The sequence below is a fragment of the Faecalibacterium sp. HTF-F genome (assembly GCF_023347535.1).
Lineage (GTDB): Bacteria > Bacillota > Clostridia > Oscillospirales > Ruminococcaceae > Faecalibacterium > Faecalibacterium wellingii.
On the sequence record NZ_CP094473.1, the window covers coordinates 1,354,945 to 1,377,359 of the forward strand.

General features: G+C 57.9%; 22 protein-coding genes. All 22 read left to right on the forward strand.

Annotated elements, in window-relative coordinates; genetic code table 11:
• Positions 1 to 7: 7 nt before the first annotated feature.
• The 22 genes from ileS to MTP37_RS06655 all read left to right on the forward strand — a co-directional run bounded on the left by ileS (position 8) and on the right by MTP37_RS06655 (position 22,359).
• Positions 8 to 2,803 (forward strand): isoleucine--tRNA ligase, encoded by a 2,796-nt coding sequence (gene ileS, locus MTP37_RS06555; protein WP_097775650.1) that lies wholly within the window; start codon positions 8 to 10, stop codon positions 2,801 to 2,803.
• A gap of 90 nt (positions 2,804 to 2,893) precedes the next feature.
• Positions 2,894 to 3,367: a signal peptidase II gene (lspA, locus tag MTP37_RS06560; protein ID WP_249238663.1), complete on the forward strand. Its 474-nt coding sequence runs from the start codon at positions 2,894 to 2,896 to the stop codon at positions 3,365 to 3,367.
• Between the two features lie 3 nt (positions 3,368 to 3,370).
• Positions 3,371 to 4,303 (forward strand): RluA family pseudouridine synthase, encoded by a 933-nt coding sequence (locus tag MTP37_RS06565; protein WP_249238664.1) that lies wholly within the window; start codon positions 3,371 to 3,373, stop codon positions 4,301 to 4,303.
• The gene (locus tag MTP37_RS06570; protein WP_249238665.1) at positions 4,300 to 5,130 is read left to right on the forward strand and encodes an HAD hydrolase family protein; all 831 of its coding nucleotides are present in this window, start codon (positions 4,300 to 4,302) and stop codon (positions 5,128 to 5,130) included. Before MTP37_RS06565 ends, MTP37_RS06570 begins: the two co-directional genes overlap by 4 nt.
• A gap of 66 nt (positions 5,131 to 5,196) precedes the next feature.
• Positions 5,197 to 5,556, forward strand: coding sequence for a ComEA family DNA-binding protein (locus MTP37_RS06575; protein ID WP_249238666.1), 360 nt, complete (start codon positions 5,197 to 5,199; stop codon positions 5,554 to 5,556).
• Between the two features lie 30 nt (positions 5,557 to 5,586).
• Positions 5,587 to 8,022 carry a polyphosphate kinase 1 gene (gene ppk1, locus MTP37_RS06580; protein WP_249238667.1) on the forward strand — a complete coding sequence of 812 codons (2,436 nt, stop codon included), beginning with the start codon at positions 5,587 to 5,589 and terminating at the stop codon, positions 8,020 to 8,022.
• A 209-nt stretch (positions 8,023 to 8,231) separates the two neighbouring features.
• Entirely contained in the window at positions 8,232 to 8,678 is a 447-nt protein-coding gene (locus MTP37_RS06585; RefSeq protein WP_249238668.1) for a M23 family metallopeptidase, read from the forward strand.
• Entirely contained in the window at positions 8,665 to 9,150 is a 486-nt protein-coding gene (locus MTP37_RS06590) for a zinc metalloprotease (RefSeq protein WP_249238669.1), read from the forward strand. Before MTP37_RS06585 ends, MTP37_RS06590 begins: the two co-directional genes overlap by 14 nt.
• A gap of 65 nt (positions 9,151 to 9,215) precedes the next feature.
• Positions 9,216 to 11,078 carry a TIGR03960 family B12-binding radical SAM protein gene (locus MTP37_RS06595; RefSeq protein ID WP_249238670.1) on the forward strand — a complete coding sequence of 621 codons (1,863 nt, stop codon included), beginning with the start codon at positions 9,216 to 9,218 and terminating at the stop codon, positions 11,076 to 11,078.
• A complete protein-coding gene (locus MTP37_RS06600; RefSeq protein WP_249238671.1) occupies positions 11,053 to 11,697 on the forward strand; it encodes a TIGR03936 family radical SAM-associated protein in 645 nt (214 codons plus the stop codon). Before MTP37_RS06595 ends, MTP37_RS06600 begins: the two co-directional genes overlap by 26 nt.
• A 215-nt stretch (positions 11,698 to 11,912) precedes the next feature.
• Entirely contained in the window at positions 11,913 to 12,254 is a 342-nt protein-coding gene (rplS, locus tag MTP37_RS06605; RefSeq protein WP_022257134.1) for a 50S ribosomal protein L19, read from the forward strand.
• Entirely contained in the window at positions 12,251 to 12,382 is a 132-nt protein-coding gene (locus MTP37_RS13125; protein WP_256469128.1) for a hypothetical protein, read from the forward strand. Before rplS ends, MTP37_RS13125 begins: the two co-directional genes overlap by 4 nt.
• A gap of 42 nt (positions 12,383 to 12,424) precedes the next feature.
• Positions 12,425 to 12,973, forward strand: a complete 549-nt coding sequence (gene lepB, locus MTP37_RS06610; RefSeq protein ID WP_249238672.1) for a signal peptidase I — start codon at positions 12,425 to 12,427, stop codon at positions 12,971 to 12,973.
• Positions 12,970 to 13,893 carry a ribosome biogenesis GTPase YlqF gene (gene ylqF / locus MTP37_RS06615; RefSeq protein WP_249238673.1) on the forward strand — a complete coding sequence of 308 codons (924 nt, stop codon included), beginning with the start codon at positions 12,970 to 12,972 and terminating at the stop codon, positions 13,891 to 13,893. Before lepB ends, ylqF begins: the two co-directional genes overlap by 4 nt.
• Positions 13,890 to 14,537 carry a ribonuclease HII gene (locus tag MTP37_RS06620; protein WP_249238674.1) on the forward strand — a complete coding sequence of 216 codons (648 nt, stop codon included), beginning with the start codon at positions 13,890 to 13,892 and terminating at the stop codon, positions 14,535 to 14,537. The genes ylqF and MTP37_RS06620 overlap by 4 nt, the downstream gene beginning before the upstream one ends.
• The gene (locus MTP37_RS06625) at positions 14,534 to 14,896 is read left to right on the forward strand and encodes a YraN family protein (RefSeq protein ID WP_249238675.1); all 363 of its coding nucleotides are present in this window, start codon (positions 14,534 to 14,536) and stop codon (positions 14,894 to 14,896) included. Before MTP37_RS06620 ends, MTP37_RS06625 begins: the two co-directional genes overlap by 4 nt.
• Before the next feature lie 99 nt (positions 14,897 to 14,995).
• On the forward strand, positions 14,996 to 16,456 hold the full coding sequence (thrC, locus tag MTP37_RS06630; RefSeq protein WP_249238676.1) for a threonine synthase: 1,461 nt from the start codon (positions 14,996 to 14,998) through the stop codon (positions 16,454 to 16,456).
• Between the two features lie 35 nt (positions 16,457 to 16,491).
• Complete coding sequence (locus MTP37_RS06635; protein ID WP_249238677.1) at positions 16,492 to 17,175, forward strand: metallophosphoesterase; 684 nt, start codon at positions 16,492 to 16,494, stop codon at positions 17,173 to 17,175.
• A gap of 251 nt (positions 17,176 to 17,426) precedes the next feature.
• A complete protein-coding gene (gene tig / locus MTP37_RS06640; RefSeq protein WP_249238678.1) occupies positions 17,427 to 18,743 on the forward strand; it encodes a trigger factor in 1,317 nt (438 codons plus the stop codon).
• Positions 18,744 to 18,890: 147 nt separating this feature from the next.
• Positions 18,891 to 19,490 carry an ATP-dependent Clp endopeptidase proteolytic subunit ClpP gene (gene clpP / locus MTP37_RS06645; protein ID WP_249238679.1) on the forward strand — a complete coding sequence of 200 codons (600 nt, stop codon included), beginning with the start codon at positions 18,891 to 18,893 and terminating at the stop codon, positions 19,488 to 19,490.
• A 41-nt stretch (positions 19,491 to 19,531) separates the two neighbouring features.
• Positions 19,532 to 20,857: an ATP-dependent Clp protease ATP-binding subunit ClpX gene (clpX, locus tag MTP37_RS06650; RefSeq protein ID WP_249238680.1), complete on the forward strand. Its 1,326-nt coding sequence runs from the start codon at positions 19,532 to 19,534 to the stop codon at positions 20,855 to 20,857.
• 218 nt (positions 20,858 to 21,075) lie between these two features.
• Positions 21,076 to 22,359 (forward strand): PLP-dependent aminotransferase family protein, encoded by a 1,284-nt coding sequence (locus MTP37_RS06655; protein WP_249238681.1) that lies wholly within the window; start codon positions 21,076 to 21,078, stop codon positions 22,357 to 22,359.
• The last annotated feature ends 56 nt before the right edge of the window (positions 22,360 to 22,415 follow it).

Sequence of the window (22,415 nt, forward strand, 5' to 3'; positions counted from 1 at the left end):
TAAACCATTGGCTAAGAACAAATCGCAGTACGATAGTACTCTGAACCTGCCCAAGACCCTGTTTGAAATGCGTGCCGGCCTGCCCAAGAAGGAGCCGGTCATGCTCAAGGATTGGGACGACAACGACCTGTACAATCAGCTCATGAAGCACAACGAGGGCAAGCCGCAGTTCATCCTGCACGACGGCCCTCCGTACGCAAACGGCAATATCCACATGGGTACTGCCCTGAACAAGATCATCAAGGATATCATTATCCGCGACAAGAACATGGAGGGCTTCCAGGCTCCCTACGTGCCCGGCTTTGATACCCACGGCCTGCCCATCGAGCTGAAGGCTCTGTCCTCCGTCGGTGATAAGAAGAAGGACATCTCCAAGCTGGAGCTGCGCCAGATCTGCGAAAAGTTTGCTACCGAGCACATCGATATCATGAGCGACCAGTTCAAACGTCTGGGCGTTATCGGCGATTTCGAGCATCCGTATCTGACCCTGAAGCCTGAGTTTGAGGCACGCCAGATCGAGATCTTTGGCGAGATGGCCAAGAAGGGCTACATCTACAAGGGCCTGAAGCCTGTGTACTGGTGCCCGGACTGCCGCACGGCTCTGGCAGAGGCCGAGATCGAGTACGGCGAGGACGACTGCGATTCCATCTTCGTGCGTTTCCACGTCTCTCAGGACCCCAACGGTGTGCTGGCAAAGCACGGCATCCCGATGGACAAGACCTACTTCGTCATCTGGACCACCACCACTTGGACTCTGCCCGCCAACGAGGCAATCTGCCTGAACGGCCAGTTCGAGTACTCCTTCGTCAAGATCGGCGATGAGTTCCACATCATGGCCACCGAGCTGGTCAAGAGCGTCATGGACGCCTGCCACATCGAGAACTACGAGATCGTGGGCGAGCCGGTCCCCGGTACCGAGTTCGAGCTGATGCGCTACAACCATGTCTACCTGCCCAAGGAGGGCTGGGTCATTCTGGGCGACCACGTCACACTGGAAAGCGGTTCCGGCTGCGTCCATACCGCAGGCGGCCACGGCGTGGACGACTTCAACGTCTGCCAGAAGTATCCGCAGGTGCCCATCACCGTCCCCGTGGACGATGGCGGCTATCTGACCGAGCTGGCCGGCAAGTATGCGGGTCAGCGCGTGTGGGCTGCCAACAAGACCATTCTGGCCGACCTGACCGAGTCCGGCGCTGTCATGGGTCAGGTGCACATCAAGCATCAGTACCCGCACTGCTGGCGCTGCCATCACCCCATCATCTTCCGTGCAACGGAACAGTGGTTCTGCTCCATCGCAAAGTTCCGTGAGGACGTCTACAAGGCCATCGACACCGTTACCTGGATGCCGGACTGGGGCCATGACCGCATGAAGGGCATGGTGCGCGACCGCAACGACTGGTGCATCAGCCGCCAGCGCACCTGGGGCGTACCCATCCCTGCATTCTACTGCAAGAAGTGCGGCACCTACCACATCACCGATGCCACCATCAAGGCTGTCAGCGACCTGTTCCGCAAGGAAGGCTCCGATGCATGGTATAAGTATGAAGCCGAGCAGATCATCCCTGCAGGCGAAGTGTGCGAAAAGTGCGGTGCTTCCGAGTGGACCAAGGACACCGACATCATGGACGTCTGGTTCGACTCCGGCTCCACCCACGCCGCTGTGCTGGAGGAGCGTCCGGAACTGCGTTTCCCCGCCGATATGTATATGGAGGGCGGCGACCAGTTCCGCGGCTGGTTCCAGTCCAGCCTGCTGACCAGCGTTGCAAGCAAGGGCTGCGCACCGTATAAGTCTGTTCTGTGCCACGGCTGGGTCGTGGACGAGCAGGGCAAGCAGATGCACAAGAGCGCCGGCAACGGCGTGGAGCCCAGCGAGATCATCAAGGACTACGGCGCTGACATCATCCGCCTGTGGGTGGCTTCTTCCGACTACACCGTGGATGTGCGTGCCGGCAAGAACATCTTCAAGCAGCTGAGCGAGGCTTACCGCAAGATCCGCAACACCGCCCGCTTCATTCTGGGCAATCTGGACGGCTTTGATCCCAACACCGACTGTGTGGCTGACGATCAGCTGCAGGAGATCGACCGCTGGGCACTGGCTGCTCTGGATGACCTGATGGTCAACACCAGCGCAGGCTACGCTGTGTACGACTTCAACAAGGTCTACCATGCAGTGTACAACTTCTGCGTTGTTGCAATGTCCAACTTCTATCTGGATGTGACCAAGGACCGCCTGTACTGCACCAACGGCGCAGGCCGCAAGGCTGCTCAGACCACCATGTACAAGATCCTGGTGGCTCTGGACAAGATCATTGCGCCCATCCTGTGCTTCACCAGCCAGGAGATCTGGGACTTCATGCCCAAGACCGAGGGCATGAACAAGTACGTTGTCTTTGAGGAGATGCCCAAGGCCGGCCAGTATGCCGCCGATGAGGCCTTCAAGGCAAAGTGGGCTCAGCTGATCGCCGTCCGTGACGAGGTGAAGAAGGTTCTGGAGCAGGCCCGTGCCGAAAAGGTCATCGGTGCTTCTCTGGAGGCTGCCGTCACCCTGTACTGCAATGACGCGGTGTATGATCTGCTGAACAGCATCCCCATGGACGAGCTGGCCGACCTGATGATCGTCTCTCAGGTAGAGCTGGTCAAGGGCGAAGGCGGCGCTGCAAGCGCTGTTGAAGGTCTGGGCGTTGCTGCTGCACATGCCACCGGCGAAAAGTGCGAGCGCTGCTGGAAGTATTCTTCTTCCATCGGCAGCCATGCCGCACATCCCACCCTGTGCGCACGCTGCGCCAGCGTTGTGGAAGCCTAAGCGTTCCGCATAAAACAATGTTTTAAAGGGCGGCGCTCCCTTATACCGGGGAGCGCCGTTTTTTATACCGAATGATTTTGGGAGTATCCTATGGCATATGTTGTTTTTAATCTGCTCGCGGCTGCGGCACTCATTGGCATCGATCAGGCCATCAAGCTGTGGGCCACAAATGTGCTGCAGCCGGTGGGAGCCATGCCGCTGATCCCCCATGTGGTGGAGCTGCGGTTCGTGCTCAACCCGGGCATGGCGTTCAGCCTGCTCAGTGGCAAGCAGCTGTTCCTCATCATCGCTACCAGCATAGCGCTGATTCTTGTGGCCTACGGGCTGTTCTTCCGCAGCCGCGGCAGATACCTGCAGCAGGCCGCACTGCTGCTGATCCTTGCCGGCGGTATCGGCAACCTGATCGACCGTGTGCTCAACGGCGTGGTGGTGGACTACATCAATCTGCTGTTCATGCAGTTTGCGGTGTTCAATTTTGCGGATATCTGCGTGTGCGTGGGCGTGGGTCTCTGGGTGCTGGAGATCTTTCTGGAAGAGCTGCACGGCGGCGCAAAGGAGCAGTGAGCCATGGAGCAGCGTGAATTTGTGGTGGAGCAGGAAACGGCCGGCCAGCGCATCGACCGCTTTCTCAGCGGCGAGGATACCGGCCTTTCCCGTTCTGCCCTGCAGGCCCTTGTGGCGGATGGCCATGTGCTGTGCAACGGCAGGCAGGTGGCCAAGAGCCTGAAGCTCAAGGCAGGTGACACCATTCTGCTGGAGATCCCGGACGCCAAGCCCATCGAGGCCGTGCCGCAGGACATCCCGCTGGAGATCGTCTATGAGGACGAGCATCTGCTGGTGGTCAACAAGCCCAAGGGCATGGTGGTGCACCCGGCTCCCGGCAACCCGGACGGCACGCTGGTGAATGCGCTGCTGTGGCACTGCAAGGGAAGCCTGTCCGGCATCGGCGGTGAGATCCGCCCCGGCATCGTGCACCGCATCGATAAGGACACCAGCGGCCTGCTGGTGGTGGCAAAGGACGATGCAACGCACATCGGCCTTTCCCAGCAGATGGCGGTGCACAGTGTGGAGCGCGCGTATCGCACCATCGTGTACGGCGGCTTTGCACAGGATGAAGGCTTTGTGGAGTCCAATCTGGGCCGCAGCAAAACCGACCGCAAAAAAATGGCAGTCTACCCGGCCGATGAACCCCACACCAAATATGCCTACACCGGTTATCAGGTGCTGGAACGGCTGAACAACTTCACCATGCTGGAATGCCGCCTGAAGACCGGCCGCACCCATCAGATCCGTGTGCACATGGCGTCCATCCAGCATCCGGTGGCAGGCGACCCGGTCTACGGCCCGCACAACTGCATCACCAGCCTGCACGGGCAGTGCCTGCACGCAAAAACACTGGGGTTCATCCACCCCATTACCGGCGAACAGCTGCGCTTTGATTCGGAGCTGCCGGAATACTTCACTCATTTTCTTGCAACGCTCAGGAGGGAAACCCTATGAACCAGCTGAACCAAAGGCTTGTATTGTGTGATCTGGATCACCTGCTGCTGGGAGCGGATGGAAACCTGACTCAGGTTGTGCGTGACGTGCTGCAGCTGTTCGTCCGCCGCGGCGGCCGTTTTACGGTGTTCTCGCAGCGCACGCCCCGGGCAGTGCGTTCCATTCTGGGCAGTGTGCGGCTCAATGCCCCTGCGCTGGTGTGCGGCGGCGCGATGGCCTACCATTTTGCCGATGGCACCAGCCGGACGCTGTGCAGCTTTGCCGGGCAGGACGCCGATCTGTTCACCCGCCTGCCGGACGCAGCAGGCGTGGGCGTCGCTTTGCAGATGACCGATGGCACCACCCGGGTGCTGCGCATGAGTGAGGCGCTGGAACGCCATCTGCGGCAGGAATGGACCCCCTATCTGCTGGCGAATGCAGCGGATATCAAGGGGGAAGAAGTGCTGCGGGTGCTGCTGTATCAGGACAGCAAGGCCGTGCCCATGATCTCGCTGCTGGAAAAATCGCTGGGGGATCGTACAGCGGTGCTGCTGGGCGAGCGTGCCGCAGCAGATACCCTGATCCTGACGCCCAGAACCGTTTCCGGCCACGAAATGCTGGATGCTGTGTGTATGCCGGTGGGCATCAATCCGGAGGATGTTCTGGTGCTGGCGGGCGGCATGTCCATGCTGGAGCTGGTGCGCAATGCCAGCCAGAGCGTGGCGGCGGCAGATGCTCCGCCAGAGCTGCGTCTTGCTGCGCAAAAGGTCACCCTGACCGATGCTGCGGCAGGCTCTGCGGTGGAAGTGCTGTACCGTATGGTACGGGATGCTGAAAATTTAGCGTAAAATTTGTGCAAGGCTTCTGCATATTCTTTCGCAGAAGCCTTTCTTTTTGGGGGAAAGTCAGGTACAATGAAAGAAACACATCTGCCGGAGTCCCAAAAACGGGAGGCGGTTTTTATCTGCCTTTCGGTGGCTGCAGTGATCCTATGTGCAGCGCTGGCGTTTTATTTTGCCGTGCCGCTGCAGGACACTGCGGTCCAGCCGCTGCCGGATACAGCAGGGCTGGAACAGCACATGCTGGTGGATCTGAACACAGCCGGGCTTTCTGCGCTGTGCACCCTGCCGGGCGTAGGAGAAAGCCGGGCCAGAGCCATTCTGGAATACCGGGAGCAGAACGGCCCGTTTGCACGGGTGGAGGATGCAGCCTGCGTTCCGGGCCTGACGCAGACTGTGGTGGATTCCTGGAAAGGGCAGGCAACCGTGAGCTGAGCCGCAAGGCAGCTGGAAAAGGGGAATACTATGAGTGACGAAACCATTTTTATCAACCGGGAACTGAGCTGGCTGGATTTTAATCAGCGCGTTCTTGCATTGGGCAAAGATAAAAATGTTCCGCTTGCAGAACGGGTCAAGTTTCTTGCGATCTATGGCTCGAATCTGGATGAATTTTTCATGGTGCGCGTGGGCTCTCTGCAGGAGCGCGCCAATCTGGAACAGGAGCAGGGCAAAAAGGTCAAGAGGGAAAACAAGACCAACATGTCCGCGGCGGAACAGCTGACTGCCATTATGCCCAAAACGGCACAGCTGCAGGAAGAATGCGACAAATACTACGCAAAGGCGCTGGAAGCACTGGCGGAATGCGGTTATCGCAAGGTGGACTTTAACCATCTGACCAAGGAGGAGGAGCATTTCTGGAAAAAATATTTCCAGACCGAGCTGTTCCCCATCCTCAGCCCGCAGATCGTGGATAACCGCCATCCGTTCCCGTTCCTGCGCAACAAGGAGATCTATCTGGGCGTACTGCTCAGGGAAAAGCACCCTGCAGGGCAGAGCCTGGGCATCATCCCCATTTCCAGCCAGATGGAACGAATGCACATTGTAAAAAAAGATGGCGAGACGCTGTTTGCCCTCACCGAGGAGCTGGTGCTGCATTTTGCGGCCAGCATTTTTGGCAAGGATGCCATTCAGGAAAAGTGCCTGTTCCGCGTGACCCGCAATGCGGACATCGATGTGAAAGAGGGCATGATGGATCACGATATCGATTACCGTGAGATCATGTCCGATCTGCTCAAGCGCCGCCGCAAGCTGGCGGCTGTGCGTTTGCAGATCACAACTGCATCTGCCCCGGAGGTGGAACGCCTGCTGTGCAACCGCCTTGTGCTGACCCATAAGCGGGTGTTCGTGCAGAAAAGCCCGCTGGATCTGAGCTTCTTCTATAAGCTCACCGGCAGGATCGAGGCAGACGGACATCCGGAGCTGTTCTACCCGGCGGCGCGGCCCATGCTGCCGCCGCCGCAGTACGATCTTGCCGCCGAGGTGCAGAAGCATGATGTGCTGCTCAGCTACCCGTACCAGTCTATCCGGCCCTTCATTGCCATGCTCAAAAAGGCGGCACATGACCCGGAGGTCATTTCCATCAAGATGACCCTCTACCGTATGGCGCGGGAATCCCAGATCGTGCAGGCGTTGATGGAAGCGGCTGAAAACGGCAAGGAAGTGGTGGCTCTGGTGGAGCTGCGCGCCCGCTTTGATGAACAGAACAACATTGACTGGTCCAAGCAGCTGGAAGGAGCAGGCTGCACCGTTATCTATGGCTTCGATGATTACAAGGTGCACTCCAAGCTGACTCTCATCACCCGCAAGGGCGCACAGGGCTACTCCTACATCACCCAGATCGGCACCGGTAACTACAACGAAAAAACCAGTGAGCTGTACACCGATTATTCCTTTATCACGGCCGATCCCGTCATTGGCGAGGAAGCATCCAACGTATTCCAGAACCTTGCCGTACAGCGCCTGACCGAGGACAGCAGCAAGATGCTGGTAGCACCGCTGCGGTTCAAGAGCGTGCTTCTGGAAGAAATGGATCACCTGATCGCCGCCGCCCGCATGGGCCGCCCGGCGTCCATGATCCTGAAGAACAACTCCATCAGCGACCGCGACATCATCCTGAAGCTGCAGGAAGCCAGCTGTGCCGGTGTGCGCATCGACATGATCGTGCGCGGCATCTGCTGTGTGCGTGCAGAGGTGCCCGGCAAGACCGAAAACCTGCACATCCGCAGCCTTGTGGGCCGTTATCTGGAGCATGGCCGCATTTACAGCTTCTTTGATGGAGTGCACACCCGCATTTATATTGCTTCCGGCGACTTCCTCACCCGCAACACGGAGTGCCGCGTGGAGGTGGGCGTCCGGGTGGAAGACCCGGTGCTGGTGCAGAAGCTCACCGATATTCTGCAGCTGCAGCTGCGGGATAACGTCAATGCCCGCGAGATGCGCCCGGATGGCAGCTACCAGAAGGTGAAGCCTGCCGAGGGCGAAGCACTGGTCAACGGCCAGATGGATATGTATGAGCTGCTTCGGGATGACTGGACTGGAAAAGTTCCTGCCTGTGAAAAAACGGCACAGGCGGCTGTGGAGGCTCCGACGGCACCGTTGACTGCAGAAGCTCCCGCTGCAGAACCGTCTGCAGAGAAACCGGAGGCAAAGGCGGTGGAGTTCCCCGTACAGAAGCAGGAGCCGCAAAAGGCTCCCGAACCGTCGGCACCCATCCATCTGGATGCGGCCCCGAAACCGGAGGAACACGATCACTTTGACGAACTGGAACAGATGGTAAACCGCAAAAAACCGGCACCCCGGCCTGCTTCTGTGCCAAAGCCGGCAAAACCGGCCATCGCTGAAGCGCCTGCACAGAAGAGCCGCCTGAAGCAGTTCCTGGACCTCTTCAAGTTCCGCAGATAACAGCACTGCAAGACCCGGCAGGGAAAAGCCCCGCCGGGTCTTTTTGAACCGCCGCCTGCATACAGTGGACTACAGCGGAAAGGGGAAACGGTATGCAGACGAAGCGGAGCGGACGAGCAGGATGGCGCATAAAACACGCAAGATATGGGAAGAAATCGGCCCTTTTCCGGGCGGCGGTCCTGCTGGGAGCACTGCTTTGCGTCAGACTGGTGCTCCCTGCACGGGCGCAGTCGAAAACGGAGGATGATGCCTTTTGCTTTCCGCTGGAAACCACACAGTGGCGCATTTCGGACGGATACGGCTGGCGGGAGGATCCCTTTACGGGCAAACGGGCATTCCACAAGGGCATCGACCTTGCCTGCGCCGAGGGCACCGGCATCCTTGCGGTGCAGGGCGGCACCGTGCTCCGCACAAAGCGAAGTGCCAGCTATGGCAGCTGCATAGAGCTTCTGCTTGCGGATGGAACAGCGGCGGTGTATGCCCATCTGCAGTATATCTATGTCCGTCCGGGCGAAGCCGTAGAGGCCGGGCAGACCCTTGGCACGGCAGGGCAGAGCGGCCGGGCCACCGGGGCACATCTGCATTTTGAGCTGTATCGTCAGGGAAAAGCCTGTGACCCGGCAGATGCACTGGGCCTTTCGCATGAAGCATCCTGATGCCCTGCGGCTGGGGCCTCTGGTGTTCCGGGACCCGGTGCTGCTGTGCGGTTCCCTGTATTTTCTGCTGTACTTCGATGCCAGCGGCTTTCTGCGGCTGGGCCTGCTGGCGGCGTTCCTGCACGAGTGCGGGCACATTCTGGTGTATTGTGCGCTGCTGCGCCGCTTTCCGGTCATTGAGGTGACCATGACCGGCTTTTGTATGCGGATGGACGCTCCGGCCCGGGGCCTTTCACCGGGGCGGCTCTTCTGGCTGGCTGCTGCAGGCCCGGCGGTCAATTTCATGCTGGCAGGCATCTGGGCGCTGCGGCTGGAACAGGAACTGACCATCCGCGGCAGTGCCTTCTGGGCGGCAAATCTGCTGACCGGGGGATTCAATCTGCTGCCCGTTCCTCCGCTGGATGGGGCGCAGCTGGCGTCCTGCCTGCGCGAAATGCGGTGTGCAGGCAAAAAGTTTAGGGGAAATGATTGAAAAAACAGCTCATTTCGGGTACAATAAAATGACGTGTAAAAATGGACTGTTTATTGGAGGACTCGATGTTTGATCCAAAACTGAAAGAAGCACTGGGACGGGTACAGAAGCCCGGCCGTTATACCGGCGGAGAACCCGGCAGTGTATATAAGGACAAAGAAAAAGTGGATGTCCGCTTTGCGTTCTGCTTTCCGGACACCTATGAGGTAGGCATGTCCTTCCTCGGCGAAAAGATTCTCTATGAGCTGCTCAACCGCCACGAAAACTGGTGGTGTGAGCGCGCTTTCATGCCATGGCTGGACATGAAGGCTGAAATGGAACGCCTTGGCCTGCCGCTCTACACCATGGAGAGCAAGGACCCGCTCACCGCCTTTGACGCAGTGGGCTTCACCCTGCAGTACGAGCTGTCCTATACCAACATTCTGGCCATGCTGGATCTGGCCGGCATCCCGTTCTATTCCAAAGACCGTGACGAACGCTGGCCGCTGATCGTGGCGGGCGGCCCCTGTGCCTGCAATGCGGAGCCGATCGCAGACTTTTTTGATGTGATCCAGCTGGGCGAGGGCGAAAACCAGCTGCCCGGCATCTGCGCCGAGATCGAAAAGGCCAAAAAAGAGGGCGGCGTCTCCAAAAAGGAACTGCTGCTGCGCATCGCAAAGATCCCCGGCGTCTATATCCCGGCGTTCTACGATGTGGAGTATTACGAGGATGGCCGGGTCAAGGCCATCACCCCCAACGAGCCGGGCATCCCGGCGCGCATCACCAAGGCCATCATCAAGGACCTGAACGAGTTTGCCCCGCCCACGAATTTCGTGGTGCCCATGGTGGGTGCCATTCAGGATCGCGCCAGCATCGAGGTGCTGCGCGGCTGTGTGCGCGGCTGCCGCTTCTGTCAGGCGGGCTTTCTGTACCGCCCCATGCGTCAGCGTGACGCGGGCCTTCTGAACAGGGCGGCGCAGGAGCTGTGCGCCAACACCGGCTATGAGGAGCTGAGCCTTTCCAGCCTGTCCACCTCTGACCACGGACAGCTGGAAGAGCTGCTGGATGATCTGAACGAGTGGGCACCCAAAGAGCATGTCAGCCTGTCGCTGCCGAGCCTGCGTGTGGACAACTTCTCCCAGAGTCTCATTGAAAAAACCACCAAGGTGCGCAAGAGCGGCCTGACCTTCGCTGCCGAAGCCGGCACCCAGCGCCTGCGCAATGTCATCAACAAGAATGTCACATGGGACGAGATCGAAAAGACCTGCACCATTGCATTCAACGCGGGCTACACCTCGGTCAAGCTCTACTTCATGATGGGCCTGCCCACCGAGACCATGGAGGACATTGAGGGCATCGCAGAGACGGCGCAGAAGGTGGTCGATCTTTACTATTCTCTGCCCAAGCGCGGCAAGGGAAAGGGCGTTCAGGTGACGATCAGCTGTGCCTGCTTTGTGCCCAAGCCCCATACGCCGTTTGAGTTTGTGCCCATGGATACGGCCGAGACCCTGCAGGCCAAGCAGAAGCATCTGCTGGAAAGTGTGCGCAGCCGCAAGATCAAGGTGAACTATCACGACAGCACCACCAGCTTTCTGGAGGGCGTGTTTGCCAAGGGCGACCGCCGCCTTGCCCCGGTCATTGTGGAAGCCTACAAGCGCGGCTGCTACTTTGACGGCTGGGAAGAGTGCTTCAAGTACGACACATGGCTGCAGACCTTTGCAGATCTGGGCATCGACCCGGCGTTCTACTGCCAGCGGCCCATCGGTCTGGACGAAGTGACGCCCTGGTCCCACATGGATTACGGCGTCACCCACGAATATCTGGTGCGGGAGTACCAAAAGGCGCTTGCCGCCCAGACCACCCAGCCCTGCAACCGTGCCTGCCACGGCTGCGGTGCAAATCATCTGTTAGGAGGTCCCTGCTTTGATTACAGTCAGAATCTCGTTTGAGAAAAAGAATGAGGCCTCCTACATCTCCCTGCTGGACCTGCAGCGGGTGATGCAGCGGGTGCTCAAGCGCAGCGGCCTGCCGGTGTGGCATACGCTGGGCTTCAATCCCCACATCTATATGACCTTTGCCTGCCCGCTTTCGCTGGGGCAGGAGAGTGAGTGCGAGTGTGTGGACGTCAAGACCGAAGCGGAAGCCCCGGATTTTGAACAGTGGAAAGCGGCCCTCAATGCCATCATGCCCGCAGGCATCGTGATCACGCACGTTGGCCCGGTGCAGATGAAGGCGGACCTCATTGCCTACGCATGCTATCGCATCACCTACCCGGCAGCAGCGGCAGCGGCGCTGGATGCGTACAACGCGCTGGAAAGCGCTCCGGTGGAAAAGCACGGCAAAAAAGGCAACAAGATCATTGAGCTGAAGGATCACATCCCGCAGGTGGAGTACACCACGGAGGGGGACAGCCTGCACATTGATCTGTGCATGCCGGCCGCACAGGAACTGAACCTGAACCCTTTGCTGCTCACCGGCTTTCTGGAAGAAAAATTCGGTTTGCCTGCCGTCAGCGCCAACATCCTGCGCAAAAAGTTTTTGGCGGCAGATAAGCAGCTGTTTGTCTGATCGGAGCGTGAAAGACCGTCTGTTGGGCAAAACAGAAAATTTTTGCATTTATTTTGGTCAGAACGCTTGCATTCACGCAGGTTTTGTGATATCCTATTTAGGCGTTAGTGTCCGCTGAGACCACAGCGGGGTTAATGACAATATCATTAAACGGGCGGTCCTCTGACGGCAAGGTGCCGTGCATGAACGTCTAAAAACAAATGGAGGATTCAAAAATGGACGCACTGAAGATTATTTCTGAAGGCAGCATCAAGGCTGAAAAGCCCCAGTTCAACGTTGGCGACACCGTCCGCGTTGATGTTCGTATCAAGGAAGGCGACCGTGAGCGTATCCAGGCCTTTGAGGGCACTGTGATCGCAAAGAAGCACGGCGGCGTTGCTGAGACCTTTACCGTTCGCCGCGTTGCTTACGGTGTTGGCATCGAGCGTGTCTTCCCCATCAACAGCCCCTTCGTTGAGAAGGTCACCGTTGTCCGCAAGGGCAAGGTCCGCCGCGCAAAGCTGTTCTACCTGCGTGGCCGTACCGGCAAGGCTGCCAAGGTCAAGAGCGATATTTGATCATCCCCGATTTGAAACGGGAGAAAAGGGACAACCTCGTTGTCCCTTTTTTCTTTATCAAAAATTTGAAAAAACTGTGCGGCCAACAGGTGATCTGGCTTGCAGAAAGCCTGTCGGCTGCGGTATAATCGGGTCAGCAGTGTAAAACCAGAAGGTGAGGTGTACCGGATATGGAAAAACAGGAACAGACAAAGCCCGTGCGCGGGCAGAATCTGCTGGAATGGTACGAGGCCCTGATCTCGGCAGCGCTGGTGCTGGTGCTGATCTTTTCGTTTTTCTTCCGCATCATTCAGGTGGACGGCAGCTCCATGGTGCCTACGCTGGTCAACGGCGACAAGCTCATCGTGTGGGGGGCGGGCTACGAGCCTCAGCGCGGTGATGTGGTCATTGTGGACAGCTATACCTCCTACGGCAAGCCGCTGGTCAAGCGTGTCATCGCCAAAGGCGGCGATACGGTCTCCATCGATTATGCGACCGGCACCGTGGCGGTGAACGGTGAGGTCTTGCAGGAGGACTACATTGCAGAGCCTACCTATCTTGGCTACGATGTGCAGTTCCCGTACACAGTGCCGGAGGGCACGGTGTTCGTGATGGGCGACAACCGCAACCAGTCGCTGGACAGCCGCTCCACCTATGTCGGCTGCATCGACGAACGGGATATTCTGGGCAAAGTGCTTGTGTGCTTTATGCCCTTTACAGATTTTGGGGTGGTAAAATGAACGAAATGGATACCCGCTTTGCAAACCAGTACAATATTCAGTGGTTCCCGGGCCACATGACCAAGACCCTGCGCATGATGGAGCAGGAGATCCAGCATGTGGATGCAAGCCTTGTGCTGCTGGATGCCCGCATCCCGCTTTCCAGCCTGAACCCGGAGATCGAGCGCATCACGGCCCACAAGCCGAAGCTCTATGCGCTGAACAAGGCAGATCTGGCCGACCCGGCTGTAACGGAAGAATGGATCCGATACTTCCGTGCAGCAGACGCCGGCTGTGTGGCGATCAGCGCCAAGCAGAAGGGCGGCGCCAATGCCGTTAAGACGGCGATCGAAAAAGAACTGGCCGGCCTGCTGGAACGCCGCCAGAACCGCGGCATGGGCGGTGCCAAGACGCAGGTGATGCTGTGCGGCATCCCCAATGTAGGCAAGTCCACCTTTATCAACACCTTTGCAGGCTCTGCCCGCGCCAAAGCGGCAGACCGCCCGGGTGTGACCAAGGGCAAGCAGTGGGTCAGCACCGACAAATTTGATCTGCTGGATATGCCCGGCGTACTGTGGAAGAAGTTTGACTCCAAGACCATTGCATCCAATCTGGCCTTCATCGGCTCCATCAAGGACGATATTCTGGACGTGGAAGAGCTGGCCATGAACCTGCTGGATGAAGTACGCCGCAACTACCCCGACCTTGTGGCCCAGCGCTACAAGCTGGACGCCGAAACGCTGGCACTGCCGCCCTATGAGCTGATGGAAGCCATTGGCCGCAAGCGCGGCCTGCTGGTGCGTGGCGGCGAGGTGAACACCGAGCGCTGTGCCATTATGCTGGTGGATGAATTCCGCGCCTGCAAGTGGGGCCGTATTTCGCTGGAGCGCCCGCCGCAGCGGGATGACCTGACGGATTTTGCCGAGGAGGAAGAGGAATGAAGCGCCGTTCCGACGAGGAGATCTCGGCTCCGCTGTATGAATACGATGCCGCTGTACGCAGTCAGTACGGCTGCTTTGCAGGCGTGGACGAAGCTGGGCGCGGCCCTCTGTGCGGCCCGGTGTGCGTAGCGGCCTGTATTCTGGACCCGGAAAATCCGGTCTATGGCATCAACGACTCCAAAAAGCTCACCGAGAAAAAACGGGAAGCCCTGTTTGACGAGATCGTTGAAAAGGCGCTGGCCTACAAAATTATTTTTGTGGGGCCGGAAGTCATCGACCGGGAAAACATCCTCAACGCCACCATGGGCGGCATGAAGCAGGCCGTGGAAGAGCTGGACATCGTGCCGAACCTCGTGCTGGTGGACGGCAACCGCACCCCGGCGGGTTTGCAGATCCCGGCACAGCCGGTGGTCAAGGGCGACGCCACCAGCGCCAGCATCGGCGCGGCATCCGTCCTTGCCAAGGTCAGCCGTGACCGCTATATGCTGGAATTGGACAGACAGTACCCGCAGTATCAGCTGGCAAAGCACAAGGGCTACCCGACCAAGCTCCACTATGAGCTCATTGCGCAGTACGGCATCCAGCCATTCTATCGCCGCAGCTTCCTGAAAAAACAGGGCTACTGGCCGGAGAACGGAAAGTGAACCGCGCTGAGACGGGGCACAGGGGAGAAGCCGCTGCGGCCCGCTGGTATCAGAAGCAGGGCTGCAGGCTGCTGGCACACAACTTCCACACCCGGATGGGGGAACTGGACGTGGTGGTACAGGAACCGGATGGGACCATTGTCATCTGCGAGGTAAAGACCCGCAGCTCGGACGCCGTTTCGCGCCCGGCTGCTGCGGTCAATGCCGCCAAACAGAAGCGGCTGATCCTTGCAGCACAGCACTATCTGCAGTGTACCGGACAGAGCGATGCACCGGTGCGATTTGATGTGGCGGAAGTGTTCCCTCTTGACAGCGGGCGCTGGATGGTACATATTATAAGGGGCGCTTTTCTTGCGTAAAGCAAGCGCCCCGGTGGGAAATGTACGGGCAGGGATCTTCTCTGCCGTAGCAGCAGGAACGTGTTTTCAGCGTTCCACGGCGAAAAAGGAGCGACAACAATGCAGTTTTTCAGTACCAGAGACCAAAACCGCAAAGTGACTTCCTCGGAAGCGATCGCACAGGGCCTGTCCAACGAGGGCGGCCTGTTTGTCCCTGAAAGCTTTCCGCAGGTGGATGTGAAGGCGCTGTGTGAGCTGGATTACCCGGCTATGGCAGCTGCTGTCATCAAGGAATATCTGACCGACTATTCGCAGGACTTTCTGACGGAAGCGGCCCGCAAGACCTATGGCGATGCTTTCGGAGGCAAGGCCGGATACCTTGCTCCGGTGGAGGGAGACACCTATGCGCTGGAGCTGTGGCATGGCCCTACCTGCGCATTCAAGGATTACGCTCTGCAGCTGATGCCGAAGCTTCTGGTGGAAGCCAAAAAGAATCTGGGCCGCACGGAAAAGACCCTGATCCTTGTGGCGACCAGCGGCGATACCGGCAAGGCAGCTCTGGACGGCTACCATGATATCCCGGGTGTGGAGATCGCGGTGTTCTATCCCACGGGCGGCACCAGCGAGATCCAGCGTCTGCAGATGGCAACGCAGGAGGGTGCCAACGTGGCAGTCTACGCGGTGCGCGGCAACTTCGACGATGCCCAGACCGGTGTGAAGAAGGTCTTTGGCGATAAGGCCATCGCGGCCGAGCTGGCAAAGCGGGACATCCGCCTGTCCAGCGCCAACTCCATCAACTGGGGCCGTCTGGTCCCGCAGATCGTCTACTACTTTGCCGCCTATGCCCAGCTGCTCAAGGCGGGCAGCATCGCCTTCGGCGATGAAGTGGATTTCTGCGTGCCCACCGGCAACTTCGGCGACATTCTGGCAGGCTACTATGCAAAGCGCATGGGCCTGCCCGTGGGCAAGCTGGTCTGCGCCTCCAATGAGAACAACGTCCTCACCGATTTCCTCACCACCGGCACCTATACCGCAAAGCGGGAGTTCTTCAAGACCACCTCGCCCAGCATGGACATTCTGGTGTCCTCCAATCTGGAGCGCTTGCTGTACCATGTCACCGGCAGTGATGCCGAGGTGGCGGGCCTGATGAAGAGTCTGACTGAGACCGGCAGCTACACGGTGCGTCCGGAGACGCTGGCCGCCATTCAGGAGAGCTTTTCCTGCGGCTGGAGCAGCGAGGAAGAAGTGGCAGGGGAGATCCGTGCCCGCTATGAGAAGGACAACTACCTGTGCGATACGCACACCGCAGTGGCCTTCCATGTGGCTGCACAGAAAAAGCGCGAAGGGGTGCCCATGGTGGTGCTGTCCACTGCGTCTCCCTTCAAGTTCCCGCGCAGCGTGCTGGCGGCTCTGGGACAGTCTGCACCGGAAAATGATTTTGAAGCAATGCAGCAGCTGGAAGCAGCTACCGCGCATACCGCACCGGCAAGTCTTGCTGCGCTGCGCCAGAAGCCGGAGCGCTTCAGCACTGTGATCGAGCCTGCGCAGATCGCCGAAGTTGCGCTGGGCTATCAGGAATAATACATCCTGCTGCATTTTAGAACAGGAGTAAAAACATGGCACTTTTTGTGCTTGGCGATCCCCATCTTTCTCTGGGCGCTTCCAAGCCGATGGATATTTTTCCCGGCTGGAACGATTATGTGGAGCGTCTGGAAAAAAACTGGCGGAAGCTCATCAAACCGGAAGACACCATCGTGCTGGCAGGAGATATCAGCTGGGCCATGCGCCTGACCGATACCCGCAGGGACTTTGAATTTTTGCAGAGCCTGCCCGGACAGAAGATCATCATGAAGGGCAACCACGATTACTGGTGGTCCACTGCCAATAAGATGAACGCCTACCTCAAAGCAGAGGGGTTCGACACCCTGCACATCCTGCACAACAATTCCTACAGCGTAGAGGGCTATGCCATCTGCGGCACCCGGGGCTGGCTGTTTGATGTAGGCGAGGCCCATGATGAAAAGGTGATGAACCGCGAGATCGGACGGTTGCGCATGAGTCTGAATGCCGCTGAACCGGGACTGGAAAAGCTGGTGTTCCTGCACTATCCGCCGGTATACACCGGCACCAGTGCTCCGGAGATCGTAGCCACCTTAAAAGAATATGGCATCAGGACATGCTTTTACGGCCATCTGCACGGCAACGCGATCCGATATGCGGTGCAGGGCGATGTGGACGGCATCCACTACAAGCTGGTAAGTGCGGATGGGCTGCGTTTCTGCCCATACCGCATCAATTGATCGTCCGGGACAGAGACGTTCTGACCGGGCAGAAGCTGCAGCAAGGGCAGAAATGATAAAAATTCACAATTTGGACTGGCAATTGTGTCCAAAGCGTGCTATAATAAGTTTTGACGCGATTGTTGCACCCAATTGAGCGCGCGCGTCCCCGCATGTTGCAAAAGCAAGTTCATTCAGGACGCAGTGCGCGGTTGCAAAGGGCAAAAATTTCCTGCCCCGAGCAATAGATTTTTTGAGTGGAGGAAAAACAAATGAATCTCATCAAGTGTGAAAAGCTCGAGAAGAGCATGGCAGAGCTGCAGTTCTCCATCGATGCAGAGGCTTTCAAGAAGGCCACTGCCGATGTTTTCAAGAAAGAGGGCAAGAAGTACCCCGTTCAGGGCTTCCGCAAGGGCAAGGCACCCCGCGCTCTGATCGAGAAGTTCTACGGTAAGGACGTCTTTACCTACGACGCCATCAACGAGCTGTTCCCCGAGGCTTTCGAGGCTGCTGTCAAGGAAGCAAACGTGGAGCCGGTCGGCCGTCCGGAAGTCACTGTTGACTCTGCTGACGAGACCAACGGTGTCACCCTGACCGTCAAGGTCGCTGTCAAGCCCGAAGTCAAGATCGGCAGCTACAACGGTCTGACGGTGGAAAAGACTGTCCATACTGTCTCTGACGAGGCTGTTGAGGCAGAGCTGAAGCGTGTGCAGGAGCGCAACGCCCGTGAGCTGACCCGTGAGGGTGCTGCGGAGAATGGCGATATCGCTGATATCGACTTCGAGGGCTTTGTGGACGGCGTCGCATTCGAGGGCGGCAAGGCTGAGCACTACAGCCTGACTCTGGGCAGCGGCAGCTTCATCCCCGGCTTTGAGGATCAGATCGTGGGCCACTCCGCTGGCGAAGAGTTCGACGTGAACGTCACCTTCCCCACTGAGTATCAGGCTGCTGAGCTGGCTGGCAAGGCTGCTGTGTTCAAGATCAAGCTGCACGAGGTCAAGTACAAGGAGCTGCCTGCTCTGGATGACGAGCTGGCAAAGGACTGCTCCGAGTACGACACTCTGGACGAGTTCAAGGCTTCCATCCGCAAGAACAATCAGGAGCAGCTGGACAAGCAGGATGACCTGGCTGTTGAGAATGCTCTGGTCGATCAGGTCATCGACAGCATGGAGGGCGAGATCCCCCAGGCAATGTACGATGAGCGCATGGACGAGATGGTTAACGACTTTGCATTCCGCGTGGAGCAGCAGGGTCTGCGTCTCGAGGACTACCTGAAGTATATGGGCCAGACTATGGAGCAGTTCCGTGCCTCCTTCATGCCTCAGGCTGAGAAGCAGGTCAAGATCCGTCTGGCTCTGGAGGCTGTTGCCGCTGCTGAGAACATCGAGGCTTCCGAGGAGGAAGTTTCCGCTGAGATCAAGCGCATCGCTGACCAGTACAAGATGGAAGAGGACAAGGTCCGTGGGCTGGTCAATGTTGACGACCTGAAGAAGGATCTGGCCATCAACAAGGCCATCGACTTCATCAAGAGCCACGCAAACATCGTGGAGAAGGCTGCTGAGGAAGAGAAGGCGGCAGACGCTGAGTAATCAGTCGGCTGCACTCCTTTGAAGCTGGCGGCGCGCTGCACGGTTTCAATCAAAGGTTGTAAAAATTGACCGATACGGCAGAACCGGCAGGGAAACCGTATCGGTCAATTTTGCAAATACTATATTCCATTTCAGGAGGCGAACTTTATGAGTTTTGTTCCTTACGTTGTAGAGCAGTCGTCCCACGGCGAGCGTTCCTACGATATTTTCTCCCGTCTGCTGAACGATCGTATCATCGTTCTGAGTGAGGATGTCAACGATACCACGGCCAGCCTTGTTGTGGCACAGCTGCTGTATCTGGAAGGGCAGGACCCGGATAAGGATATCAGCCTGTATATCAACAGCCCCGGCGGTTCCATCAGCGCCGGTATGGCCATCCACGATACCATGCAGTATATCAAGTGCGATGTTTCCACCATCTGCATGGGCATGGCTGCTTCCATGGGCGCTTTCCTGCTGGCAAGCGGTACCAAGGGCAAGCGCTTTGCACTGCCCAATGCGGAGATTATGATCCATCAGCCGCTGATCGCAGGCGGTCAGGGCGGCGGCCTGTCCGGCCAGACCACTGATATCAAGATCCACGCTGAACACATGGTGTATATCCGCGATAAGATGAACCGGATGCTCAGCGAGTACACGGGTCAGCCGCTGGAAAAGATCCAGCTGGATACCGAGCGCGATAACTATATGTCCGCACAGCAGGCAAAAGAATACGGCCTGATCGATGAGGTCATTGCCCATCGCTGAGCCGCTGACATTTAATTTACCCAGGATAAGGAAAAACAGCTATGGCAAATAACAATTCCGGCAGAGACAAAAATGAAAAGGATCTGGTCTGCAGCTTCTGCGGAAAGCATCAGGACGAAGTGGAGCGTATGATCATCGGCCCCGGCGTCAACATCTGCAGCGAATGCATCGGCCTGTGCCACGATCTGCTTTCCGATAAGCCGGATCAGCCCAAAAGCGCACGCCCGGCACGGGGCGGCGCAAACCGCGCACACATCCAGCCCGCAGACGGTCTGGATATCAACATCCTGACCCCGGCCGAGATCAAGGAAGGTCTGGACCAGTATGTGATCGGTCAGGACGAGGCAAAGCGTGTGCTGGCTGTCTCGGTCTATAACCATTACAAGCGCATCCTCAGCGGCAAGGGCGGCGACGTGGAGCTGCAGAAGTCCAATGTACTGCTGCTGGGCCCCTCCGGCGTGGGCAAGACCCTGCTGGCGCAGACTCTGGCCAAGATGCTGGGCGTTCCGTTCGCCATTGCCGACGCCACGACCCTGACCGAGGCCGGCTACGTGGGCGAGGATGTGGAGAACATCCTGCTCAAGCTCATTCAGGCAGCGGACTTCGATGTGCAGAAGGCACAGATCGGCATCATCTATATCGATGAGATCGACAAGATCACCCGCAAGAGCGAGAACCCCTCCATCACCCGCGATGTGGGCGGTGAAGGCGTGCAGCAGGCCCTGCTGAAGATCCTTGAGGGAACTGTGAGCAATGTTCCTCCGCAGGGCGGCCGCAAGCACCCGCAGCAGGAGTTCATCCAGATCGACACCACCAATATCCTGTTCATCTGCGGCGGTGCATTTGACGGTCTGGACAAGTATATCCTGCGCCGCACGGATAAGTCCGCGCTGGGCTTTGGCAGCAGCCTGAAGGATAACTCCAGCGAAGCCGAGCGCGCTTTGCTGCGCAAGGTGGAACCTCACGATCTGGTCAAGTTCGGCCTGATCCCGGAGCTGATCGGCCGTCTGCCGGTCATTACCGTGCTGGATGATCTGGACGAGGATGCTCTGGTGCGTGTGCTCAAGGAGCCGCGTAACAGTCTGGTCAAGCAGTACAAAGAGCTGCTGGGCATGGATAATGTGGAGCTGGAATTCACCGATGAAGCACTGCATGCCATTGCCCGCAAGACCATTGAGCGCAAGACCGGTGCCCGCGGCCTGCGTAGCGTGATGGAAGGCATCCTGCTGCCCATCATGTATGATGTGCCCACAGATGCTACCATCATCCGCGTGACGGTGGATGAAGACACTGTGGAGGGCGGAGAAGCCCATCTGGAATACGGCGCGGTGCGCAAACGCTACAAAAACCAAGCCTCTCTGAGCTGACGCTTCGGCGCACAGCAGGGGAGTGAAAGCCCTGTTTTAAAAGCTTTTTGCTTTTAGCAGGGCTTTTTGCTTTAATATTCTTGTTTCCGGGCTGAAAATGTACTATAATATTAAGGTCTGGATTGCAGTACGGAGTCGGTTCCCTGGCAGGAAGGCTCCCTCGGATGCAGCGCCAGCGCAATGGGTAACAGGAAGTACGATAAAGGAGTGTGTTTCCAATGGCAAATTATCTTGCAATGAACCGTGATGAACTCACTGCTGAAAAGGCAGCGCTTGAAGCAAAGTACAAAGAATTTCAGGCCAAGGGCCTCAAGCTGAATATGGCCCGCGGTAAGCCCGGCCCTCACCAGATGGATCTGGCCATGGACCTGCTGAAGATGAACGATTACACCACCGATGCCGGCACGGATGCCCGCAACTATGGTGAGCTGGAAGGCCTGCAGGAAGCCCGTGTGCTGTTCGCGGATGTATTCGGCGTGCAGCCCGGCGAGGTGTTCGTGGGCGGCAACTCCAGCCTGCAGCTGATGTACAACCTCATCAACATCGGCTATGTGTTTGGTTTCCCGGAGTCTCCGTGCCCCTGGTCTCAGGTGGAGAAGCGCAAGTTCCTCTGCCCGGTGCCCGGCTATGATCGTCACTTTGCCATCACCGAGGAGTTTGGCTTTGAGCTCATCAGTGTGCCGATGACCCCCAACGGCCCGGACATGGATATTGTGGAAAAGCTGGTGGCCGAGGATGCCGATATCAAGGGCATCTGGTGCGTGCCGCAGTATTCCAACCCTGATGGCTACACCTACAGCGATGAGACCATCGAGCGTTTTGCGAAGATGAAGACCGCTGCGCCTGATTTCAAGATCTTCTGGGATGAGGCCTACATCGTCCATCATCTCACCGATGAGATCATCGAGACTCCGGTGCTGCTGAACGAGAGCAAGAAGTACGGCAACGAGGATCGTGTGTTCATGTTCACCTCCACCAGCAAGATCACCTTCCCGGGCGCAGGCGTCTCTGCCATTGCCTGCAGTGAGAGCAGCATGAAGTATATGTGCAAGCGCTTCTCGGTCATGATCATCAGCTACGACAAGATGAACCAGCTGCGCCATGTCCGCTTCCTGAAGAACAAGGAAGGCGTTCTGGCCCACATGGCAAAGCATCGCCGTCGTCTGGTGCCCTGCTTCGATGCCGTCAAGACGGCATTCAAGAACAACCTCATTCCCTGCGGCGACATTGCCCACTGGACGGACCCCAAGGGCGGCTACTTCATCAGCCTGTATGTGATGCCCGGCTGTGCAAAGCGCGTGGCAGGTCTGTGCAAGGATGCGGGCCTGACTCTGACCGGTGCCGGTTCTGCCTATCCCTACCACAAGGATCCTCAGGATTCTCACCTGCGCATTGCACCTACCTATCCCAGTCTGGACGAGGTAGAAATGGCATCCGAACTGCTGTGCGTCTGCGTGCGTCTGGCGGTCGTGGAAAAGCTGCTGGCTGATAAGGCGGACTAAGATCTAACGATTCCTGATTTTATCTCCTCTGTGCGGCTCGCTTGAGCCGTCAGGGG